Annotated in this window: 20 protein-coding genes; all 20 read left to right on the top strand. The window is 68.7% G+C overall.

Going from position 1 to position 16,580, the window contains the following annotated elements:
* The first annotated feature begins 43 nt into the window (after positions 1-43).
* The 20 genes from pilM to rpsC all read left to right on the top strand — a co-directional run bounded on the left by pilM (position 44) and on the right by rpsC (position 16,579).
* Positions 44-1,096 (top strand): type IV pilus assembly protein PilM, encoded by a 1,053-nt coding sequence (gene pilM, locus ACZZ9K_RS09645; protein ID WP_111123209.1) that lies wholly within the window; start codon positions 44-46, stop codon positions 1,094-1,096.
* Positions 1,093-1,869: a hypothetical protein gene (locus ACZZ9K_RS09640; RefSeq protein ID WP_111123210.1), complete on the top strand. Its 777-nt coding sequence runs from the start codon at positions 1,093-1,095 to the stop codon at positions 1,867-1,869. The genes pilM and ACZZ9K_RS09640 overlap by 4 nt, the downstream gene beginning before the upstream one ends.
* A 1-nt stretch (position 1,870) precedes the next feature.
* On the top strand, positions 1,871-2,563 hold the full coding sequence (locus ACZZ9K_RS09635) for a hypothetical protein (RefSeq protein WP_463443923.1): 693 nt from the start codon (positions 1,871-1,873) through the stop codon (positions 2,561-2,563).
* Between the two features lie 160 nt (positions 2,564-2,723).
* Positions 2,724-3,320, top strand: a complete 597-nt coding sequence (locus ACZZ9K_RS09630) for a CBU_0592 family membrane protein (RefSeq protein WP_463443922.1) — start codon at positions 2,724-2,726, stop codon at positions 3,318-3,320.
* A gap of 27 nt (positions 3,321-3,347) precedes the next feature.
* Positions 3,348-3,860: a DUF6121 family protein gene (locus tag ACZZ9K_RS09625; protein WP_463443921.1), complete on the top strand. Its 513-nt coding sequence runs from the start codon at positions 3,348-3,350 to the stop codon at positions 3,858-3,860.
* 37 nt (positions 3,861-3,897) lie between these two features.
* Positions 3,898-5,070, top strand: a complete 1,173-nt coding sequence (locus ACZZ9K_RS09620; protein ID WP_463443920.1) for a hypothetical protein — start codon at positions 3,898-3,900, stop codon at positions 5,068-5,070.
* 228 nt (positions 5,071-5,298) lie between these two features.
* Positions 5,299-5,667: a 30S ribosomal protein S12 gene (gene rpsL / locus ACZZ9K_RS09615; protein ID WP_017885540.1), complete on the top strand. Its 369-nt coding sequence runs from the start codon at positions 5,299-5,301 to the stop codon at positions 5,665-5,667.
* 5 nt (positions 5,668-5,672) lie between these two features.
* Positions 5,673-6,143 (top strand): 30S ribosomal protein S7, encoded by a 471-nt coding sequence (gene rpsG / locus ACZZ9K_RS09610; protein ID WP_017885539.1) that lies wholly within the window; start codon positions 5,673-5,675, stop codon positions 6,141-6,143.
* An 87-nt stretch (positions 6,144-6,230) separates the two neighbouring features.
* Positions 6,231-8,348 (top strand): elongation factor G, encoded by a 2,118-nt coding sequence (fusA, locus tag ACZZ9K_RS09605; protein WP_027466735.1) that lies wholly within the window; start codon positions 6,231-6,233, stop codon positions 8,346-8,348.
* 147 nt (positions 8,349-8,495) lie between these two features.
* The gene (tuf, locus tag ACZZ9K_RS09600) at positions 8,496-9,683 is read left to right on the top strand and encodes an elongation factor Tu (protein WP_027466734.1); all 1,188 of its coding nucleotides are present in this window, start codon (positions 8,496-8,498) and stop codon (positions 9,681-9,683) included.
* A gap of 172 nt (positions 9,684-9,855) precedes the next feature.
* Entirely contained in the window at positions 9,856-10,833 is a 978-nt protein-coding gene (locus ACZZ9K_RS09595) for a DNA topoisomerase IB (protein ID WP_027466733.1), read from the top strand.
* An 80-nt stretch (positions 10,834-10,913) separates the two neighbouring features.
* Positions 10,914-11,741 carry a DarT ssDNA thymidine ADP-ribosyltransferase family protein gene (locus ACZZ9K_RS09590; protein WP_138802052.1) on the top strand — a complete coding sequence of 276 codons (828 nt, stop codon included), beginning with the start codon at positions 10,914-10,916 and terminating at the stop codon, positions 11,739-11,741.
* Positions 11,742-12,262: 521 nt separating this feature from the next.
* Positions 12,263-12,571 carry a 30S ribosomal protein S10 gene (rpsJ, locus tag ACZZ9K_RS09585; protein WP_017885534.1) on the top strand — a complete coding sequence of 103 codons (309 nt, stop codon included), beginning with the start codon at positions 12,263-12,265 and terminating at the stop codon, positions 12,569-12,571.
* Positions 12,572-12,583: 12 nt separating this feature from the next.
* Complete coding sequence (rplC, locus tag ACZZ9K_RS09580) at positions 12,584-13,240, top strand: 50S ribosomal protein L3 (protein ID WP_027466731.1); 657 nt, start codon at positions 12,584-12,586, stop codon at positions 13,238-13,240.
* Positions 13,241-13,242: 2 nt separating this feature from the next.
* Positions 13,243-13,902, top strand: coding sequence for a 50S ribosomal protein L4 (gene rplD / locus ACZZ9K_RS09575; protein WP_027466730.1), 660 nt, complete (start codon positions 13,243-13,245; stop codon positions 13,900-13,902).
* Positions 13,899-14,198: a 50S ribosomal protein L23 gene (gene rplW, locus ACZZ9K_RS09570; protein WP_027466729.1), complete on the top strand. Its 300-nt coding sequence runs from the start codon at positions 13,899-13,901 to the stop codon at positions 14,196-14,198. Before rplD ends, rplW begins: the two co-directional genes overlap by 4 nt.
* Before the next feature lie 18 nt (positions 14,199-14,216).
* Positions 14,217-15,056, top strand: a complete 840-nt coding sequence (gene rplB / locus ACZZ9K_RS09565) for a 50S ribosomal protein L2 (protein ID WP_027466728.1) — start codon at positions 14,217-14,219, stop codon at positions 15,054-15,056.
* Positions 15,057-15,067: 11 nt separating this feature from the next.
* Positions 15,068-15,349 carry a 30S ribosomal protein S19 gene (gene rpsS / locus ACZZ9K_RS09560; RefSeq protein WP_017885529.1) on the top strand — a complete coding sequence of 94 codons (282 nt, stop codon included), beginning with the start codon at positions 15,068-15,070 and terminating at the stop codon, positions 15,347-15,349.
* A gap of 25 nt (positions 15,350-15,374) precedes the next feature.
* Entirely contained in the window at positions 15,375-15,767 is a 393-nt protein-coding gene (gene rplV / locus ACZZ9K_RS09555; protein ID WP_035809257.1) for a 50S ribosomal protein L22, read from the top strand.
* Positions 15,767-16,579 carry a 30S ribosomal protein S3 gene (rpsC, locus tag ACZZ9K_RS09550; protein WP_017885527.1) on the top strand — a complete coding sequence of 271 codons (813 nt, stop codon included), beginning with the start codon at positions 15,767-15,769 and terminating at the stop codon, positions 16,577-16,579. The genes rplV and rpsC overlap by 1 nt, the downstream gene beginning before the upstream one ends.
* Position 16,580 lies beyond the last annotated feature (1 nt).

Raw genomic sequence — 16,580 nt, 5'->3', positions numbered from 1 at the left:
GACCCACCAGACCGACCCGAAGACGGTCACGGAAGGACCACCCATGTCGAAGAGCATCGTGGGCGTCGACATCGGCGCCGCCGCGATCCGTGCTGTCGAGGTCCAGGACGCCGACAAGCCGAGGCCGACGATCCTGCGGTTCGCCGAGGTCCCCGTGCCCCCGGGCGCGACGAAGCAGGGGGAGGTGCTCGAGCCGAACACCGTCGCGGGCGCGCTCCGACAGCTCTGGTCGCTGGGGCGCTTCCGTTCGAAGGACGTCGTGCTCGGCATGGGCAACCAGCGAGTGCTGTCGCGCGACCTGACGGTCCCGAAGGCCCCCATCGCGCAGATCCGCGAATCGTTGCCCTTCCAGGTGCAGGACATGCTCCCGGTGCCCGTGGGAGACGCCATCCTCGACTTCTACCCGACGAGCGAGGAGACGGGCGAGAACGGCCCCACCGTGAGCGGTCTCCTCGTCGCCGCGGTGAAGGACGCCGTGCTCGCCAACATCCGCGCGGTGCAGAACGCGGGCCTCAAGCCGGTCGGCGTCGACCTCATCCCGTTCGCCCTGGCACGCGTGCTGGCGCCGGCGAACCGGTCGGGCACGGTCGCCATCGTCGAGTGCGGCGGCAACACGACGACCGTCGTCATCGTCACCGACGGCGTCCCGAAGTTCGTCCGCATCGTGCCGACCGGTGGTGACGACATCACGCGGCTCCTCGCCGGTCGGTTGACGATCGACGAGGGAGCGGCCGAAGCCGTCAAGCGCCACCTCGGCATGGATCCGGAGCGTGCGCGGACGGGCGACGACGCACTCGCGGTGGCGGCGGTCCGCGAGACGATGGGCGAACTGCTCTCCAGCCTCCGCAACACCGTCAACTACTTCGTCAACACACACCCCGCCGAACCCGTCGGCGAGATCCTGCTCTGCGGTGGTGCAGCTGCGTTGCCCGGCTTCGCCGCAGCGCTCTCGGAGTTCACCCGGACGCCCGTCCGGTTCGGGGCACCGTTCGCCAACGTCGCGCTCGCGAAGTCCATCCGGGTCGAAGACCTGCACGCACACGGGGCATCGATCGCGGTCGCATGGGGACTCGCCGCGGGAGGGAAGGCAGCATGAGCCAGACGACCAGGTCGAAGCCCTCGCGTGCTGGACGGAGCCGCCGCCGTGGAGCGGCGCCCGACCCCGCCCTGCGTGTCGCCGCCGAGACTGCCGAGCGCGTCAAGCGCCAGCGTCGCACCGCCCCCAACGAGATCGTCGTCGGGGGCCGCCCCAGCGTCGACCTCCTGCCCACCGAGGTCCTCGCCGACCGACGCAGTCGCCGTGTCGTCCGTCGGATGTGGGCCGGCGTCGTCCTCGTGGCGATCGTGGTCGGGATCGCGACCGCCGGCGCCAGCCTCCTGTCCAGCCAGGCCCACGACGACCTGACCCACGCGCAGGAGGAGACCCTGTCGCTCCTGCAGCAGCAGGCGAACTACCGCGAGGTCCGGGACACGGAAGCCGGTACCGCGCTGCGTGAAGCCGCGCAGTCGGTCGGTGGGGCCACGGAGATCGCCTGGCAGCCGTACCTCGCTTCGCTGAAGGCGTCGCTCCCCGCGGGCGTCGAGATCACCGGCGTCGCGATCGACTCCGCCACGCCGCTGGAGACCTACGCGCAGGCCGACACCCCGCTCCAGGGGCAGCGTGTCGCGACCCTGACCATCGACGCGCAGAGTCCGACGCTGCCGTCCGTCCCGTCGTGGCTCGATGCCGTCAAGGGGCTCAAGGGCTTCGTCGACGCGACCGCGAACTCGGTCACGCTCGACCCGACGACCGGTACCTACACCGTGAACATGACGATCCACGTCGACCAGGCCGCCTTCGACGGCAAGTACCAGGACAAGGGCGAGTGAGATGACCCGCAACCGACTCAACATGATCCTCGCCGTCGTGGCGATGGTCGTGGTGGCGCTCGCGGGGTTCTTCCTCGGTGTGCAGCCACATCTCGCACAGGCCGCGAGCGACCGCACCGACCAGGTGACGGTGGACGCGACGAACCGGACGACGGCGGCGGAGCTCGCACGGCTCAAGGAACGGGCAGAGTCCCTCCCGAAGCTCAAGGCGGAGCTCGCCGCGCTCACCGCCTCGGTGCCCTCGAGCGCGAGCATGTCGTCCTTCTACGGCGCGGTCGACAGCGTGGCCGCGAAGGCGGGCGTGAAGGTGTCGGCGATCACGACCTCGGACGCTATTGCATACACCGCACCCGCCGCCGCGACCGACGCGGCGGCCGAAGCCACCGATGGCGCGACCGCCGAACCGACCACCGGTGCGACCGACGAAGCGACGGCACCGCTGACCGATCCCGCGATCTCGGCCGCCAACTTCTCGGCCATCCCCGTCTCGGTGTCGGTCGACGGGTCGTTCGACCAGGCCCTGTCGTTCGTCGGGGGCATGCAGGACGGCGCTCGGCTCTTCCTCGTCACCACGGTGTCCTCCTCCGTCTCGCAGGACTCGACCGACCCCGCCGCGGCGGCTGCGACGACGTGGACGTTCGGTGGCTACGTGTACGTCCTGACCGCCGGGTCGGACACCGCCGCGAAGGGTTGAACCCGCCCCACAGACCGGGGTCGGCAACGCCACGCCGACCCCACTTCCGCGACACCCGTCGTTGTGATTACGATGCACCTGACGCCGTGATCGCGGCTGTTCATCCCCGCTCGAACGGTCGGCTCGAACCGGCCGTTCCTCGTCGTGCCCGGAGTCGCGCGTGTTGGTCGGAATCGTGGAATTCCTTGGTTGGTTTGGTGCCGTAACCGTTCTAACCGGTTACATCTTGTTCTCCACCGGCAAGATCTCGAACGGTCCGCTCTACCAGCTGTTCAACCTGGTCGGCGGCCTCGCGGTGGCGATCAACGTCGCCGCGCACCACGCCGTCCCCTCGACGATCGTCAACGGGATCTGGGCGATCGTCGCCGTCGTGGTCCTGGTGAAGATGGGCCGAGCGCGTCGCGCGGCGAAGCGCGACGGATCCGTGTCCACCGAGCCGCCGGTCCTGCACGCCGAACCGGCCGCGACCACCGGGGTCCTGCCGGTCATCGGCCCGGCGCTGCGTGACCACGAGCCGGAGGGCACCGTCGAGGCGGACGCCGCCACGGGCCTCCAGTCCGACGACCCGACGGACGCGACGATGCCGGATGCCGCACCCGCCGCAGTGCGGGAGGCGCCCGCCCCCATGACGGAGACCGTCCCGATCATCACGGCGACGATCGCGCTCGCCCTGGTCGCCGCCGCGCAGGAGCAGTCCGACCGGGCGGACCGTCGCGAGCACGCCGACGACACGGGCCACGCCGAACCCGCTCGCTGACCAGCCGGACGGCGATACGATCGGCGCATGTCCCGGTGGTTGATCGCGACGATGACGTCCGTCCTCTTCATCGCGCTCGTGATCGCCGTCACGGGCTTCGAAGCCCTGCTCGCCGACGTCGAGGTCATCTCGCAGCTCGACGCCACCCCGTACCTCGGGCCCGCGATGGTGGTCGGCGCCGCGGTGGTGGTCTTCCTCGCGACCGTGGCGGGTGCGCGGGACGGCAACCCCGGCGTGACGGCCCTGGTGGCCGCAGCGACGGTCTACCTGGTCATGCTCGGCGTCGGGGCCGTGGGCTACACGCTCGTCCGCTCGGACGCGACGGAGCTCCTCGTCTTCCCCGCGGGGTACGCCCTCGGGCCGTTCGTGGTCGGGTCCGTCGTGGTGGCGCTCCTGTCGGTGCTCGGCGGGATCACGACGGCCCGACACCAGGCGCGGACCGCAGGCGGCTCGGGCGCTGCCGCGACGCGTCCGGACGGCCCTGACGAGCGCTCCGGGCACGACCGGACGAACGCGGGCGAGGAACCCGCCGGACGGTAGTGTTCGCAGGGCACGACGCACACGCAACGGGGGAACGATGAGCGACCAGCACGCGCAGGATCCGGACCAGCAGGGCGGCTGGGGCGCCGTCCCGCCGGTGGACTCGATCCGTGGCACCGACGGAACGTCCGCTGCAGGAGCCCCCGGATTCCCCGGGATGCCCGGACCGGTGGCGCAGCGTCCTCGCCGGAAGCTCCGCCGTGGTCAGCTCATCGGCATCGTCTCGGGCGGCACCGCGGTCGTCCTGCTGCTCGTCGCCGGGGTCGTCGGGTACTCGATCGGTTCCTCCTCGCACTCTGCTGACCGTCCGGTGCGGGCGTTCCTCGACGACCTGACGGCCGGACGCGTGGCCGACGCCCTCGACGACGCGGGCATCGATCGCGAGAAGACCGACGTGCTCCTCGGCGAAGCCGCCTACGCGAAGGCATCGGACAAGGTCACCGGCTACCGCGTCGCCGCGACGCGGACAGCGGGCGACACCGCGACGGTCCGCGCCTACCTGCGCCAGGGCGGGCAGGACGTCGCCGCGACCTTCACGCTGGACAAGACCGGGACGGACTGGGGCGTGTTCCCGATCTGGGAGCTGCAGGCCCCCGAGCTCGGCTCGGTCGACGTCGCCGTGCGGGGGCCGTCCGGCGCAGCGGTCACCGTCGCCGGCAGCAAGGTGAAGACCGCGAAGGACGGCACCGTGAGCCTCCGCGCGCTGCCCGGGACCTACGACGTCGCCTTCGACGGCGGCAAGTGGACCACGGCCAGTGGGGGATCGGCGAGCGTCAGCGGGTTCGGGCGGTCGACCTCGACCCCGGTGCAGATGACCACGACCCTGACCACCGCCGGGCAGCAGGCCGCCAAGCGAGCGGTGGACGACTGGGTGGACGGCTGCATCGCCTCCACCGACGCCGCCCCCGCCGGGTGCAGCTTCTACGCGTACGGGCAGAACCCCGCGTACACGTACTCGAACCAGAAGTGGACACTCGAGACGCGGCCCACCGTCCGGGTCGGCAGCTGGACGACGAACGGCTGGCTGATCACGACGACGGCGCCCGGCCGGGCGAAGTACACGGCCGACATCTCGGGTGCTGCCGGCACCGGAACGGCGTCCGCGGGGCCGCTCAACGTGAACGCGAGCGGGTACGTCACCGGCTTCTCGAGCGACGGAGCCACGTTCCGCTCGGCGGTGGGCAACGGGTCCTCCGACACCGGCTCATGACGGTGTCGGTTCCCGGGGTGACCCGGATTGATTTCGTCCCGTTACGCGGGTAGTCTCTACCGGGTGTGCGCCCTCGGGCGCGCCCGAAAAGTCCGGCGAGCGGGATCGCCCAGCCGGACCACTCCGTCCCCCACTCGAACACCCGCCGTCCGGCGGTGATCAGCGTGGGACGAGGAAGCCGGCGGAACGCGCCGGCCAGAGAGCACGAGCGAAGAACCAGGAGAACAGTTGCCTACTATTCAGCAGCTGGTTCGCAAGGGTCGTACGCCGAAGGTCACCAAGACCAAGGCGCCCGCCCTGAAGGCGAACCCCCAGCAGCGTGGTGTGTGCACCCGCGTCTACACCACCACCCCCAAGAAGCCGAACTCGGCACTGCGCAAGGTCGCTCGTGTCAAGCTCTCGAACGGCACTGAGGTCACGGCCTACATCCCCGGTGAGGGCCACAACCTCCAGGAGCACTCGATGGTGCTCGTCCGTGGCGGTCGTGTGAAGGACCTCCCGGGTGTGCGGTACAAGATCATCCGTGGCGCCCTGGACACCCAGGCAGTCAAGAACCGTAAGCAGGCTCGTAGCCGCTACGGCGCGAAGAAGGGTTGAGTTAGATGCCTCGTAAGGGTCCCGCCCCCAAGCGTCCCGTCGTCGCCGACCCGGTCTACGGTGCGCCGATCGTCAGCCAGCTCGTCAACAAGATCCTGCTCGACGGCAAGAAGGGCCTCGCCGAGCGCATCGTCTACGGTGCACTCGAGGGCGTTTCCGCCAAGAACCAGCAGGACGCCGTCGTGACGCTGAAGAAGGCGCTCGACAACGTCCGTCCGACCCTCGAGGTCCGCAGCCGCCGCGTCGGTGGCTCGACCTACCAGGTCCCGGTCGAGGTCAAGCCGCACCGCGCGAACACCCTCGCGCTCCGTTGGCTCACCTCGTACGCCAAGGCCCGTCGCGAGAAGACGATGACCGAGCGTCTCATGAACGAGATCCTCGACGCGTCGAACGGTCTCGGTGCCGCGGTCAAGCGCCGCGAGGACACGCACAAGATGGCCGAGTCGAACAAGGCCTTCGCCCACTACCGCTGGTAGTCCCGGCACCGTCCGGGCGCCGGTGGTCAAGAACCCCGGCGCCCGGACGGCCGCCAACCTCTCCTACAACTCTTCCGGAGGAACCCTGTGGCACAGGACGTGCTCACCGACCTGAACAAGGTCCGCAACATCGGCATCATGGCGCACATCGATGCCGGCAAGACCACGACGACCGAGCGCATCCTGTTCTACACGGGCATCACGCACAAGATCGGTGAGGTCCACGACGGCGCTGCCACGATGGACTGGATGGCGCAGGAGCAGGAGCGCGGCATCACGATCACGTCGGCCGCGACGACCTGCTTCTGGGACAACAACCAGATCAACATCATCGACACCCCCGGTCACGTGGACTTCACGGTCGAGGTGGAGCGCTCGCTCCGCGTCCTCGACGGTGCGGTCGCCGTCTTCGACGGCAAGGAGGGCGTCGAGCCCCAGTCCGAGACCGTCTGGCGTCAGGCCGACAAGTACGACGTCCCGCGCATCTGCTTCGTCAACAAGATGGACAAGCTGGGCGCCGACTTCTACTACACCGTCGACACCATCGTGAACCGCCTCGGTGCGGAGCCCCTCGTGCTCCAGCTGCCGATCGGTTCCGAGAGCTCGTTCGAAGGCGTCGTCGACCTCGTCCAGATGCGTGCACTCACCTGGCGCGGCGACGCCAAGGGTGACGTCGCGATGGGCGCGAAGTACGAGATCGAAGAGATCCCGGCTGACCTGCAGGACCGTGCCGCCGAGTACCGCGAGAAGCTCATCGAGCGCGTGGCCGAGGCGGACGACGTCCTCATGGAGCGCTACCTCGAGGGCGACACCGACTTCTCGGTCGCCGAGATCAAGGCAGCCATCCGTGCCCTCACGGTGAGCAGCACGCTCTACCCGGTCCTCTGCGGTTCCGCGTTCAAGAACCGTGGTGTCCAGCCGATGCTCGACGCCGTCATCGACTACCTCCCGTCCCCGCTCGACGTGCCGCCGATGATCGGCCACGACGTCAAGGACGAGGAGAAGGAGATCATCCGCAAGCCCGACGCGTCCGAGCCGTTCTCGGCCCTCGCGTTCAAGGTCGCGGTGCACCCGTTCTTCGGTCGTCTGACCTACGTGCGCGTCTACTCCGGCTCGATCGAGTCCGGTGCCCAGGTCATCAACTCGACCAAGGGCAAGAAGGAGCGCATCGGCAAGATCTTCCAGATGCACTCCAACAAGGAGAACCCGGTCGCCAACGTGACCGCTGGCCACATCTACGCGGTCATCGGCCTCAAGGACACCACCACCGGTGACACCCTGTGCGACCCGACCAACCAGGTCGTCCTCGAGTCGATGACGTTCCCGGAGCCGGTCATCGAGGTCGCCATCGAGCCGAACACGAAGGCTGACCAGGAGAAGCTCTCCACGGCCATCCAGAAGCTCGCCGAAGAGGACCCGACGTTCCGCGTCGAGCTCAACGCCGAGACCGGTCAGACGACGATCAAGGGCATGGGCGAGCTCCACCTCGACATCCTCGTCGACCGCATGAAGCGTGAGTTCCACGTCGAGGCGAGCGTCGGCAAGCCCCAGGTGGCCTACCGCGAGACGCTCACCAAGATCGTCGAGCGCTACGACTACACCCACAAGAAGCAGACCGGTGGTTCCGGCCAGTTCGCGAAGGTGCAGATCGCGCTCGAGCCGATGGAGGTCACGAGCGAGAAGGTCTACGAGTTCGTCAACGCGACCTCCGGTGGCCGTGTCCCGCGCGAGTACATCCCGTCGGTCGACGCCGGTATCCAGGACGCCATGCAGGTCGGCATCCTGGCGGGCTACCCGACGGTCGGCGTGAAGGCCATCCTCAAGGACGGCGCGGCGCACGACGTCGACTCGTCCGAGATGGCGTTCAAGATCGCCGGCTCGATCGCCTACAAGGAAGCGGCTCGCAAGGCCGGTCCGGCGATCCTCGAGCCGATCATGGCCGTCGAGGTCCGTACTCCTGAGGAGTACATGGGCGACGTCATCGGTGACCTGAACTCCCGTCGTGGCCAGATCGCCTCGATGGAGGACGCCTCGGGCGTCAAGGTGGTCCGCGCGAGCGTGCCGCTGTCCGAGATGTTCGGCTACGTCGGCGACCTGCGGTCGAAGACCTCTGGTCGTGCGGTCTACTCGATGACCTTCGAGACCTACAGCCAGGTCCCGGCCAAGGTCGCCGAGGAGATCATCGCGAAGAACGCGGGGGAGTAGCGCTCAGCGCTTCTCCACAGGCGGGGGCGCCCGGCGACGGGCCCCTCGCCACCAAGTAAAGTACAGACACACACCGCGCACCAACGGTTCCGAGCCCATCCAGGGCCGGCCGGGGGTGACGCTTCCGAGTCCTGAGGAGGACCCACAGTGGCCAAGGCCAAGTTCGAGCGCACCAAGCCGCACGTCAACATCGGAACCATCGGTCACGTCGACCACGGCAAGACCACGCTCACGGCGGCGATCACCAAGGTTCTGCACGACCAGTACCCGGACCTCAACGAGGCCCGCGACTTCGCGCAGATCGACAACGCTCCCGAGGAGCGCCAGCGCGGCATCACGATCAACATCTCGCACGTCGAGTACCAGACCGAGAAGCGTCACTACGCGCACGTCGACGCCCCCGGTCACGCCGACTACGTGAAGAACATGATCACGGGTGCGGCACAGATGGACGGCGCGATCCTCGTGGTCGCCGCCACCGACGGCCCGATGCCCCAGACGCGTGAGCACGTGCTGCTCGCCCGCCAGGTCGGCGTCCCCTACATCGTCGTCGCACTGAACAAGTCCGACATGGTGGACGACGAGGAGATCCTGGAGCTCGTCGAGCTCGAGGTCCGCGAGCTCCTCGGCTCGCAGCAGTTCGACGAGGACGCCCCCGTCGTGCAGGTCTCGGCGCTCAAGGCGCTCGAGGGCGACGAGAAGTGGGTCAAGTCGGTCCAGGACCTCATGGCCCAGGTCGACGAGCACGTGCCGGACCCGGTGCGCGCCACCGACCAGCCGTTCCTGATGCCGATCGAGGACGTCTTCACGATCACCGGTCGTGGCACGGTCGTCACCGGTCGCGTCGAGCGTGGCACGCTCAACCTGAACGCCGAGGTCGAGATCGTCGGCATCCGCGCGACGCAGAAGACCACCGTCACGGGCATCGAGATGTTCCGCAAGCTGCTCGACCAGGCGGTCGCCGGTGACAACACCGGTCTGCTCATCCGTGGCCTCAAGCGCGAGGACGTGGAGCGCGGCCAGGTCGTCGTGAAGCCGGGTTCGGTCACGCCGCACACCGAGTTCCAGGCGAACGCGTACATCCTGACCAAGGACGAGGGTGGGCGTCACAACCCGTTCTACGCGAACTACCGCCCGCAGTTCTACTTCCGCACCACGGACGTCACCGGCGTCATCACGCTGCCCGAGGGCACCGAGATGGTCATGCCCGGTGACACCGTCGCCATGACGGTCGAGCTGATCCAGCCGATCGCCATGGAAGAGGGCCTCCGTTTCGCCATCCGTGAGGGTGGTCGTACGGTCGGTGCCGGTACGGTCGAGAAGATCATCAAGTAACTCCGGTTCCTTGCGACAGCGGGGTCGGGCCTTCGGGCCCGGCCCCGCTTCGTCGTGTCCGGCCCCTGGCGCGCGTACAGGGCGCCGGACAGGAGGACCGGGGCGGGGCCCGCCACGGGCCTCCTGTCCGCCCCGTGACCCGTCACAGGCGTCACGGAGTTGGCTCGACGTCGTGACACGTCTCCGCAGATCCGCGACCTCTGGTCGCGGCTACCACCGCGTCCGTTCTGGACGCGGTTTCTCGTTCCGCGACCCCGACGGCAACACCGTGACGGACCCGGACGAGCGCCGTCGGCTCGAGGAGTTCGTGATCCCGCCGGCGTGGGACGACGTCTGGATCTCCCCGTACGAGAACGGCCACATCCTGGCGACGGGTACGGACGGCGCGGGACGTCGCCAGTACATGTACCACCCGTCGTGGCGCGAACGGATGGACCGGATCAAGTACGACCGTGCGCTGGCACTGGCCGAGTCGTTGCCGGTCGCCCGCCGCGGTGTCACGCAGGACCTCCGCCGCCCCGAGCCGGACCGCCGCCGTGCGTTGGCCGCAGCGTTCCGGATGCTCGACCAGGGGTCGCTCCGGGTCGGGTCCGAGCGGTACGCCACCGAGCACGGCAGTCGGGGCCTGTCCACGCTGCTCTGCGCGCACGCGCACGTGTCGGGCGACGACATCGAGCTCGACTTCCCCGGCAAGAGCGGGCAGGAGTGGTCGTCGTCGATCCACGACCACGACCTCGCGCGGGTGATCGCCGGCATGAAGCGTCGCGGGCCCAACGCGCGGTTGCTCTCGTTCCGCGAGCGCCGTGGGGCGGAGTGGGAGCCGCTCTCCGCCGAGGACATCAACGCCTACGTGAAGGAACGTGCGGGCGACGAGTTCACCGCGAAGGACTTCCGGACCCTGCACGGGACGGTCGCGGCCGCGGTCGACCTGGCGAAGACCGGACCGCAGTCGTCCCAGGCGAAGCGGAAGAAGGCCGTCTCGCACGCGGTGAAGGCCGCCAGCGACGAACTCGGCAACACCCCGACGGTGTGCCGACAGAGCTACATCGACCCCCGGTTGCTCGACGCGTACGACCACGGGGAGACCATCGACCCGAACCGCCTGGCGTCCGCCGAGGCCGAGGTCCGGGCACTGCTCTACCGACAATGACCCGGGGGCCGTCCGGATGACGTAGCGTTGGTCGACGTGCCGGACCACCCCCACACGGCACGGAAGGACCCACAACAGTCGTGACCGACGAGTGCATCCACGGATTCCCCACCGAGCTCTGCGACATCTGCGCACCCCGGCAGCGCGAGGCGTCGGAGATCCCAGCCACCCCGGCCCCCCGCCGGACCCGCATCACCACCAACCTGCGCGTCGACCCGCCGGCCTCCGGCCCCGGGACGTCGCTCCGGTCGCCGACGTCGCTCCGCTCGTCGTCCGCCGACCTGCCCGAGGCACGTGAGTTCGCAGCGCTCCGCGCCCACCACGTCACCCACATCGACAACCTCGACGGCATCGTCGGTGCCGGCGCGATCCTGGCGTCCGACCAGGCCGAGCCGGTCGTGGACGTCAGTTCCGCCGAGACCCGCGCCGCCCGCGCCGAGGCCGAGGCGCCCGACGGCTCCTCGATCGCCGGCCACGTGCCGTTCACGCTGTCGCCGGACGCCACCCGCTGGGACGAGCTCCGCACGGGCGCCGAGGGCGAGCGCTGGTCGGACGCCGCCCGCCGTACCCGGGCGATCGACTACGTCGTGCTCGTCGTGCCGGTCTCGGCGTTCGGTGCCTCGGTGATCGTCGCCGACCAGGACGCCGACGCCGACGACGTCCGGTTCGCCGTCGGCCCGGACGCCGGCACGAACCTGATCCGCCGCACCGACTTCACGGACCCGGAGATGCACGGCCTCGAGCTGCTCGCCGGTCCGAGTGTGCCGTTCACGTCGGTCGCGGTCATCGGCGTGCCGAACGACAAGGCCCGGCAGACCGTCCGCGCCGTGCTCGCCGACCACGGTGGACACGCTCCGCGAGTGGCCGTCTTCCCGCCGTGGTTCGTGCCCCCGGTGACCGCCGAGTGACGGTCTCCTGACCCGTCTCGACGCACCCTCCGGACCCCGTCCGGAGGGTGCGTCGCGTTGCGGGGCCGAGCCGGGCCTCCAGGCCGTTCGATCCGCGTGGATCCGGGGAAGCGAGCCGGCGGGACACGCCCGGCAATTCGCGACACGCCCGGGTTGCACGTGGGGCGGGGCTATGCGAGACTTGTCCGGTTCCGAATTCCCCGTGGGTGTACGCCCACAGGATCACTGCTCTGGCAGTGCACAACCCCCTTGTTCAGCAGGGCTGGGTTGGGCCGCAGGCAGCAGAACACGACTCCCCGAGATGTGACGGACGCGGTGTACCACTGCTGCGCCCGGAGCGCGAGGCAGTCGATTGCCCACGCTGGACGGCCACGGTCGCCCGCGAGGTTGACAGGTGAACAGCGGTCATCCCCAGTGGATGCGGCCGGTTGGTTCAGGAAAACAGCACGGTCCGCAGGAATGCGGAACCGAGCGGCGTCAGGCGGCCAGAGGGTGCGCGGCGCAGAGAGGACAAGAGACACATGGCGGGACAGAAGATCCGCATCCGGCTCAAGTCGTATGACCACGAGGTCATCGACACGTCGGCCCGGAAGATCGTCGACACGGTGACCCGTGCCGGTGCAACCGTGGTCGGCCCGGTGCCGCTCCCCACCGAGAAGAACGTGATCGCAGTGATCCGTTCCCCTCACAAGTACAAGGACTCGCGCGAGCACTTCGAGAAGCGCACGCACAAGCGGGTCATCGACATCGTCGACCCGACGCCGAAGGCCGTGGACTCGCTCATGCGACTCGACCTGCCGGCAGACGTCAACATCGAGATCAAGCTGTAAGGGGGCTGACCAATGGCGAACTCAACCAAGACCGTCAAGGGCCTCCTCGGCAAGAAGCTCGGCATGACGCAGGTGTGGGACGAGAACAACAAGTTCATCCCCGTCACCGTGATCGAGGTCGGCCCGAACGTGGTCACCCAGATCCGCAACGCTGAGCGCGACGGCTACGAGGCGATCCAGATCGCCGCCGGTGCCATCGACCCGCGCAAGGTCAACAAGCCGGCCGCTGGCCACTTCGAGGCCGCTGGCGTGACCCCGCGTCGCACCCTCACCGAGATCCGTACCAACGACTCCGCTGAGTACACGCTCGGCCAGGAGCTCACCGTGGACGGCACGTTCACGGCGGGCCAGAAGGTCGACGTCGTCGGTACCTCCAAGGGCAAGGGCTTCGCCGGTGTCATGAAGCGTCACGGCTTCCACGGCGTCGGTGCCTCGCACGGTGCGCACCGCAACCACCGCAAGCCCGGCTCGATCGGTGCTTCCTCGACCCCGTCGCGCGTCTTCAAGGGCATGCGCATGGCTGGTCGTATGGGTGGCGACCGCGTGACCGTCCTCAACCTCACGGTGCACGCCGTCGACGCCGAGAAGGGTCTGCTGCTCGTCAAGGGCGCCGTCCCCGGTGCTCGTGGCCGCTCCGTCTTCGTCCGCACCGCCGTGAAGGGTAAGTGATCATGGCCACCACGACCGCAACCACGATCGACGTCCTCGACGCATCGGGTGCCAAGTCCGGCACCGTCGAGCTCCCCGCAGCTCTCTTCGACGTCGAGACCAACGTCCCGCTGATCCACCAGGTCGTCACCGCGCAGCTCGCAGCCGCGCGTCAGGGCACCCACAAGACCAAGAACCGCGGCGAAGTCCGCGGTGCCGGTCGCAAGCCGTTCAAGCAGAAGGGCACCGGCCGCGCCCGTCAGGGTTCCGTCCGTGCTCCGGAGCACACCGGCGGTGGCGTCGTCCACGGACCGACCCCGCGCGACTACTCGCAGCGCACCCCGAAGAAGATGATCGCCGCTGCTCTGCTCGGCTCGCTCTCGGACCGCGCCCGCGGTGGCCGCATCTCCGCTGTGGAGGGCTTCGTCGCGGCTGAACTGCCGTCGACCAAGACCGCCCGCACGCTCCTCGAGAAGGTCGCGCCCGTCAAGAACGTGCTCGTCGTGCTCGAGACGGACGACGAGCTGACGCTCAAGTCGATCCGCAACCTGTCGAACGTCCACGCGCTCTCGTACGGCCAGCTCAACGCCTACGACGTGCTGCGTTCGGACGCCGTCGTCTTCAGCAAGAGCGCCCTCGACGCCTTCATCGCGTCGAAGACCGCGAAGGAGATCACCGCATGAGCGGCTTCAACAAGGACCCGCGCGACGTCATCATCTCGCCGGTCGTCTCGGAGAAGAGCTACGCGCTCATCGACCAGGGCAAGTACACGTTCATCGTGGACCCCCGCTCGAACAAGACCGAGATCAAGCTCGCCATCGAGAAGATCTTCGACGTCAAGGTCGCGAGCATCAACACGCTGAACCGCCCGGGCAAGACCCGTCGCACCAAGTTCGGTCTCGGCAAGCGCAAGGACACCAAGCGCGCCATCGTGACGCTCAAGTCCGGTTCGATCGACATCTTCACGGCTGTCGGCTGAGGACCAGAGGGATAAATCATGGCTATTCGTAACTACAAGCCGACGACCCCCGGTCGTCGCGGCTCGTCGGTCGCAGACTTCGCTGAGATCACCCGTTCGACTCCGGAGAAGTCCCTGCTTCGTCCGCTGCCGAAGACCGGTGGTCGCAACAGCTCCGGCCGTATCACCACGCGTCACATCGGTGGTGGCCACAAGCGCCAGTACCGCGTGATCGACTTCCGTCGCTCCGACAAGGACGGCGTCGACGCCAAGGTCGCTCACATCGAGTACGACCCCAACCGCACTGCGCGCATCGCGCTCCTGCACTACGTGGACGGCACGAAGCGGTACATCATCGCGCCGAACAAGCTCAAGCAGGGCGACGTCATCGAGCAGGGCCCCGGCGCCGACATCAAGCCCGGCAACAACCTGCCGCTGCGCAACATCCCCGTGGGTACCGTCGTGCACGCCATCGAGCTCCGCCCCGGTGGCGGCGCCAAGATGGCTCGCTCCGCCGGCGCCTCGGTCCGCCTCGTCGCCAAGGACGGCCCCTACGCGCAGCTCCGTCTGCCGTCGGGTGAGGTCCGCAACGTCGACGCACGCTGCCGCGCCACCATCGGCGAGGTCGGCAACGCCGAGCAGTCGAACATCAACTGGGGCAAGGCCGGCCGCATGCGCTGGAAGGGCGTCCGCCCGACCGTCCGTGGTGTCGCCATGAACCCGGTCGACCACCCGCACGGTGGTGGTGAGGGCAAGACCTCCGGTGGTCGTCACCCGGTCAGCCCCTGGGGTCAGTCCGAGGGCCGTACGCGCAAGCCGAACAAGCCGAGCGACAAGCTCATCGTCCGTCGCCGTAACGCCGGCAAGAAGCGCAAGTAGGAGTTCAGAAGATGCCACGCAGTCTGAAGAAGGGCCCCTTCGTCGACGAGCACCTGCTCCGCAAGGTCGTCACGCAGAACGAGGCCAACACCAAGAACGTGATCCGCACGTGGTCGCGTCGGTCGATGATCGTCCCGAACATGCTCGGGCACACCATCGCCGTCCACGACGGCCGCAAGCACATCCCGGTGTTCGTCACCGAGTCGATGGTCGGTCACAAGCTCGGCGAGTTCGCGCCGACCCGCACCTTCCGTGGTCACGTGAAGGACGACAAGAAGGGCCGTCGCCGCTGAGGCGGCGACGCAGAGGAGGAACGAAATGGTGGAGTCGATCGCACGCGTGCGACACATCCGCGTCACGCCTCAGAAGGCCCGTCGCGTCATCGAGCTGATCCGCGGCAAGCAGGCCCACGAGGCCCTCGCCATCCTGAAGTTCGCCCCCCAGGGCGCTTCGGAGCCCGTGTACAAGCTGGTCGCCTCGGCGATCGCGAACGCACGGGTCAAGGCGGACTCGACGAACAGCTTCCTCGACGAGCGCGACCTCTACGTGAGCCGCGTCTTCGTCGACGAGGGCACGACCCTGAAGCGGTTCCAGCCGCGCGCCCAGGGCCGCGCCTTCCGCATCAACAAGCGCACCAGCCACATCACGGTCGTCCTCGCGACGCCCGACGAGGCCGAGGTTGCCGCGACGAGCAAGAAGGCGAGCAAGTAATGGGCCAGAAGGTCAACCCGTACGGCTTCCGTCTCGGGATCACGACGGACCACGTCTCGCACTGGTTCACCGACAGCAAGAAGGCCGGTCAGCGCTACGCCGACTACGTGGCCGAGGACATCAAGGTGCGCGAGTACCTGAAGAAGACCCTCGACCGCGCCGGTGTCGCACGCATCGAGCTCGAGCGCACCCGTGACCGTGTCCGCGTGGACATCCACACGGCTCGTCCGGGCATCGTCATCGGCCGCCGCGGCGCCGAGGCGGAGCGCGTTCGCGGTGAGCTCGAGAAGCTCACCAAGAAGCAGATCCAGCTGAACATCCTCGAGGTCAAGAACCCCGAGACCGAGGCCCAGCTCGTCGCGCAGGGCATCGCCGAGCAGCTCTCCGCTCGTGTCGCGTTCCGTCGCGCCATGCGCAAGGGCCTGCAGGGTGCACAGCGCGCCGGCGCCAAGGGTGTCCGCATCCAGGTGTCGGGCCGTCTCGGCGGCGCCGAGATGTCCCGTTCGGAGTTCTACCGCGAAGGCCGTGTGCCGCTGCACACCCTCCGCGCGAACATCGACTACGGCTTCTACGAGGCCCGGACCACGTTCGGCCGCATCGGCGTGAAGGTCTGGATCTACAAGGGCGACATCACGAACAAGGAGCTCGCTCGCGAGCAGGCGAACCAGCGTTCGTCGCGCCCCGAGCGTCGTGGCGGCCCGCGCGGTGAGCGTGGCGACCGTGGCGGCGACCGTCGTGGCGGCGACCGCGGTGACCGTCGCCCGCAGCAGGCCCCGCAGGACGCGCCGGCCGGCGCAGGAGTTGAGGCGTAAC

Source organism: Curtobacterium sp. AC268, assembly GCF_979258745.1.
The sequence above is the reverse complement of the archived record's forward strand: the minus strand, read 5'-3'. Positions and strand labels throughout refer to the sequence as shown.

What these genes read in the sequence shown, in the direction of transcription:
- pilM (WP_111123209.1), top strand. Translation starts at nt 44, where the DNA reads ATGTCGAAGAGCATCGTGGGCGTCGACATCGGCGCCGCCGCGATCCGT.
- ACZZ9K_RS09640 (WP_111123210.1), top strand. Translation starts at nt 1,093, where the DNA reads ATGAGCCAGACGACCAGGTCGAAGCCCTCGCGTGCTGGACGGAGCCGC.
- ACZZ9K_RS09635 (WP_463443923.1), top strand. Translation starts at nt 1,871, where the DNA reads ATGACCCGCAACCGACTCAACATGATCCTCGCCGTCGTGGCGATGGTC.
- ACZZ9K_RS09625 (WP_463443921.1), top strand. Translation starts at nt 3,348, where the DNA reads ATGTCCCGGTGGTTGATCGCGACGATGACGTCCGTCCTCTTCATCGCG.
- ACZZ9K_RS09620 (WP_463443920.1), top strand. Translation starts at nt 3,898, where the DNA reads ATGAGCGACCAGCACGCGCAGGATCCGGACCAGCAGGGCGGCTGGGGC.
- rpsG (WP_017885539.1), top strand. Translation starts at nt 5,673, where the DNA reads ATGCCTCGTAAGGGTCCCGCCCCCAAGCGTCCCGTCGTCGCCGACCCG.
- rpsJ (WP_017885534.1), top strand. Translation starts at nt 12,263, where the DNA reads ATGGCGGGACAGAAGATCCGCATCCGGCTCAAGTCGTATGACCACGAG.
- rplC (WP_027466731.1), top strand. Translation starts at nt 12,584, where the DNA reads ATGGCGAACTCAACCAAGACCGTCAAGGGCCTCCTCGGCAAGAAGCTC.
- rplD (WP_027466730.1), top strand. Translation starts at nt 13,243, where the DNA reads ATGGCCACCACGACCGCAACCACGATCGACGTCCTCGACGCATCGGGT.
- rplW (WP_027466729.1), top strand. Translation starts at nt 13,899, where the DNA reads ATGAGCGGCTTCAACAAGGACCCGCGCGACGTCATCATCTCGCCGGTC.
- rplB (WP_027466728.1), top strand. Translation starts at nt 14,217, where the DNA reads ATGGCTATTCGTAACTACAAGCCGACGACCCCCGGTCGTCGCGGCTCG.
- rpsS (WP_017885529.1), top strand. Translation starts at nt 15,068, where the DNA reads ATGCCACGCAGTCTGAAGAAGGGCCCCTTCGTCGACGAGCACCTGCTC.
- rplV (WP_035809257.1), top strand. Translation starts at nt 15,375, where the DNA reads ATGGTGGAGTCGATCGCACGCGTGCGACACATCCGCGTCACGCCTCAG.
- rpsC (WP_017885527.1), top strand. Translation starts at nt 15,767, where the DNA reads ATGGGCCAGAAGGTCAACCCGTACGGCTTCCGTCTCGGGATCACGACG.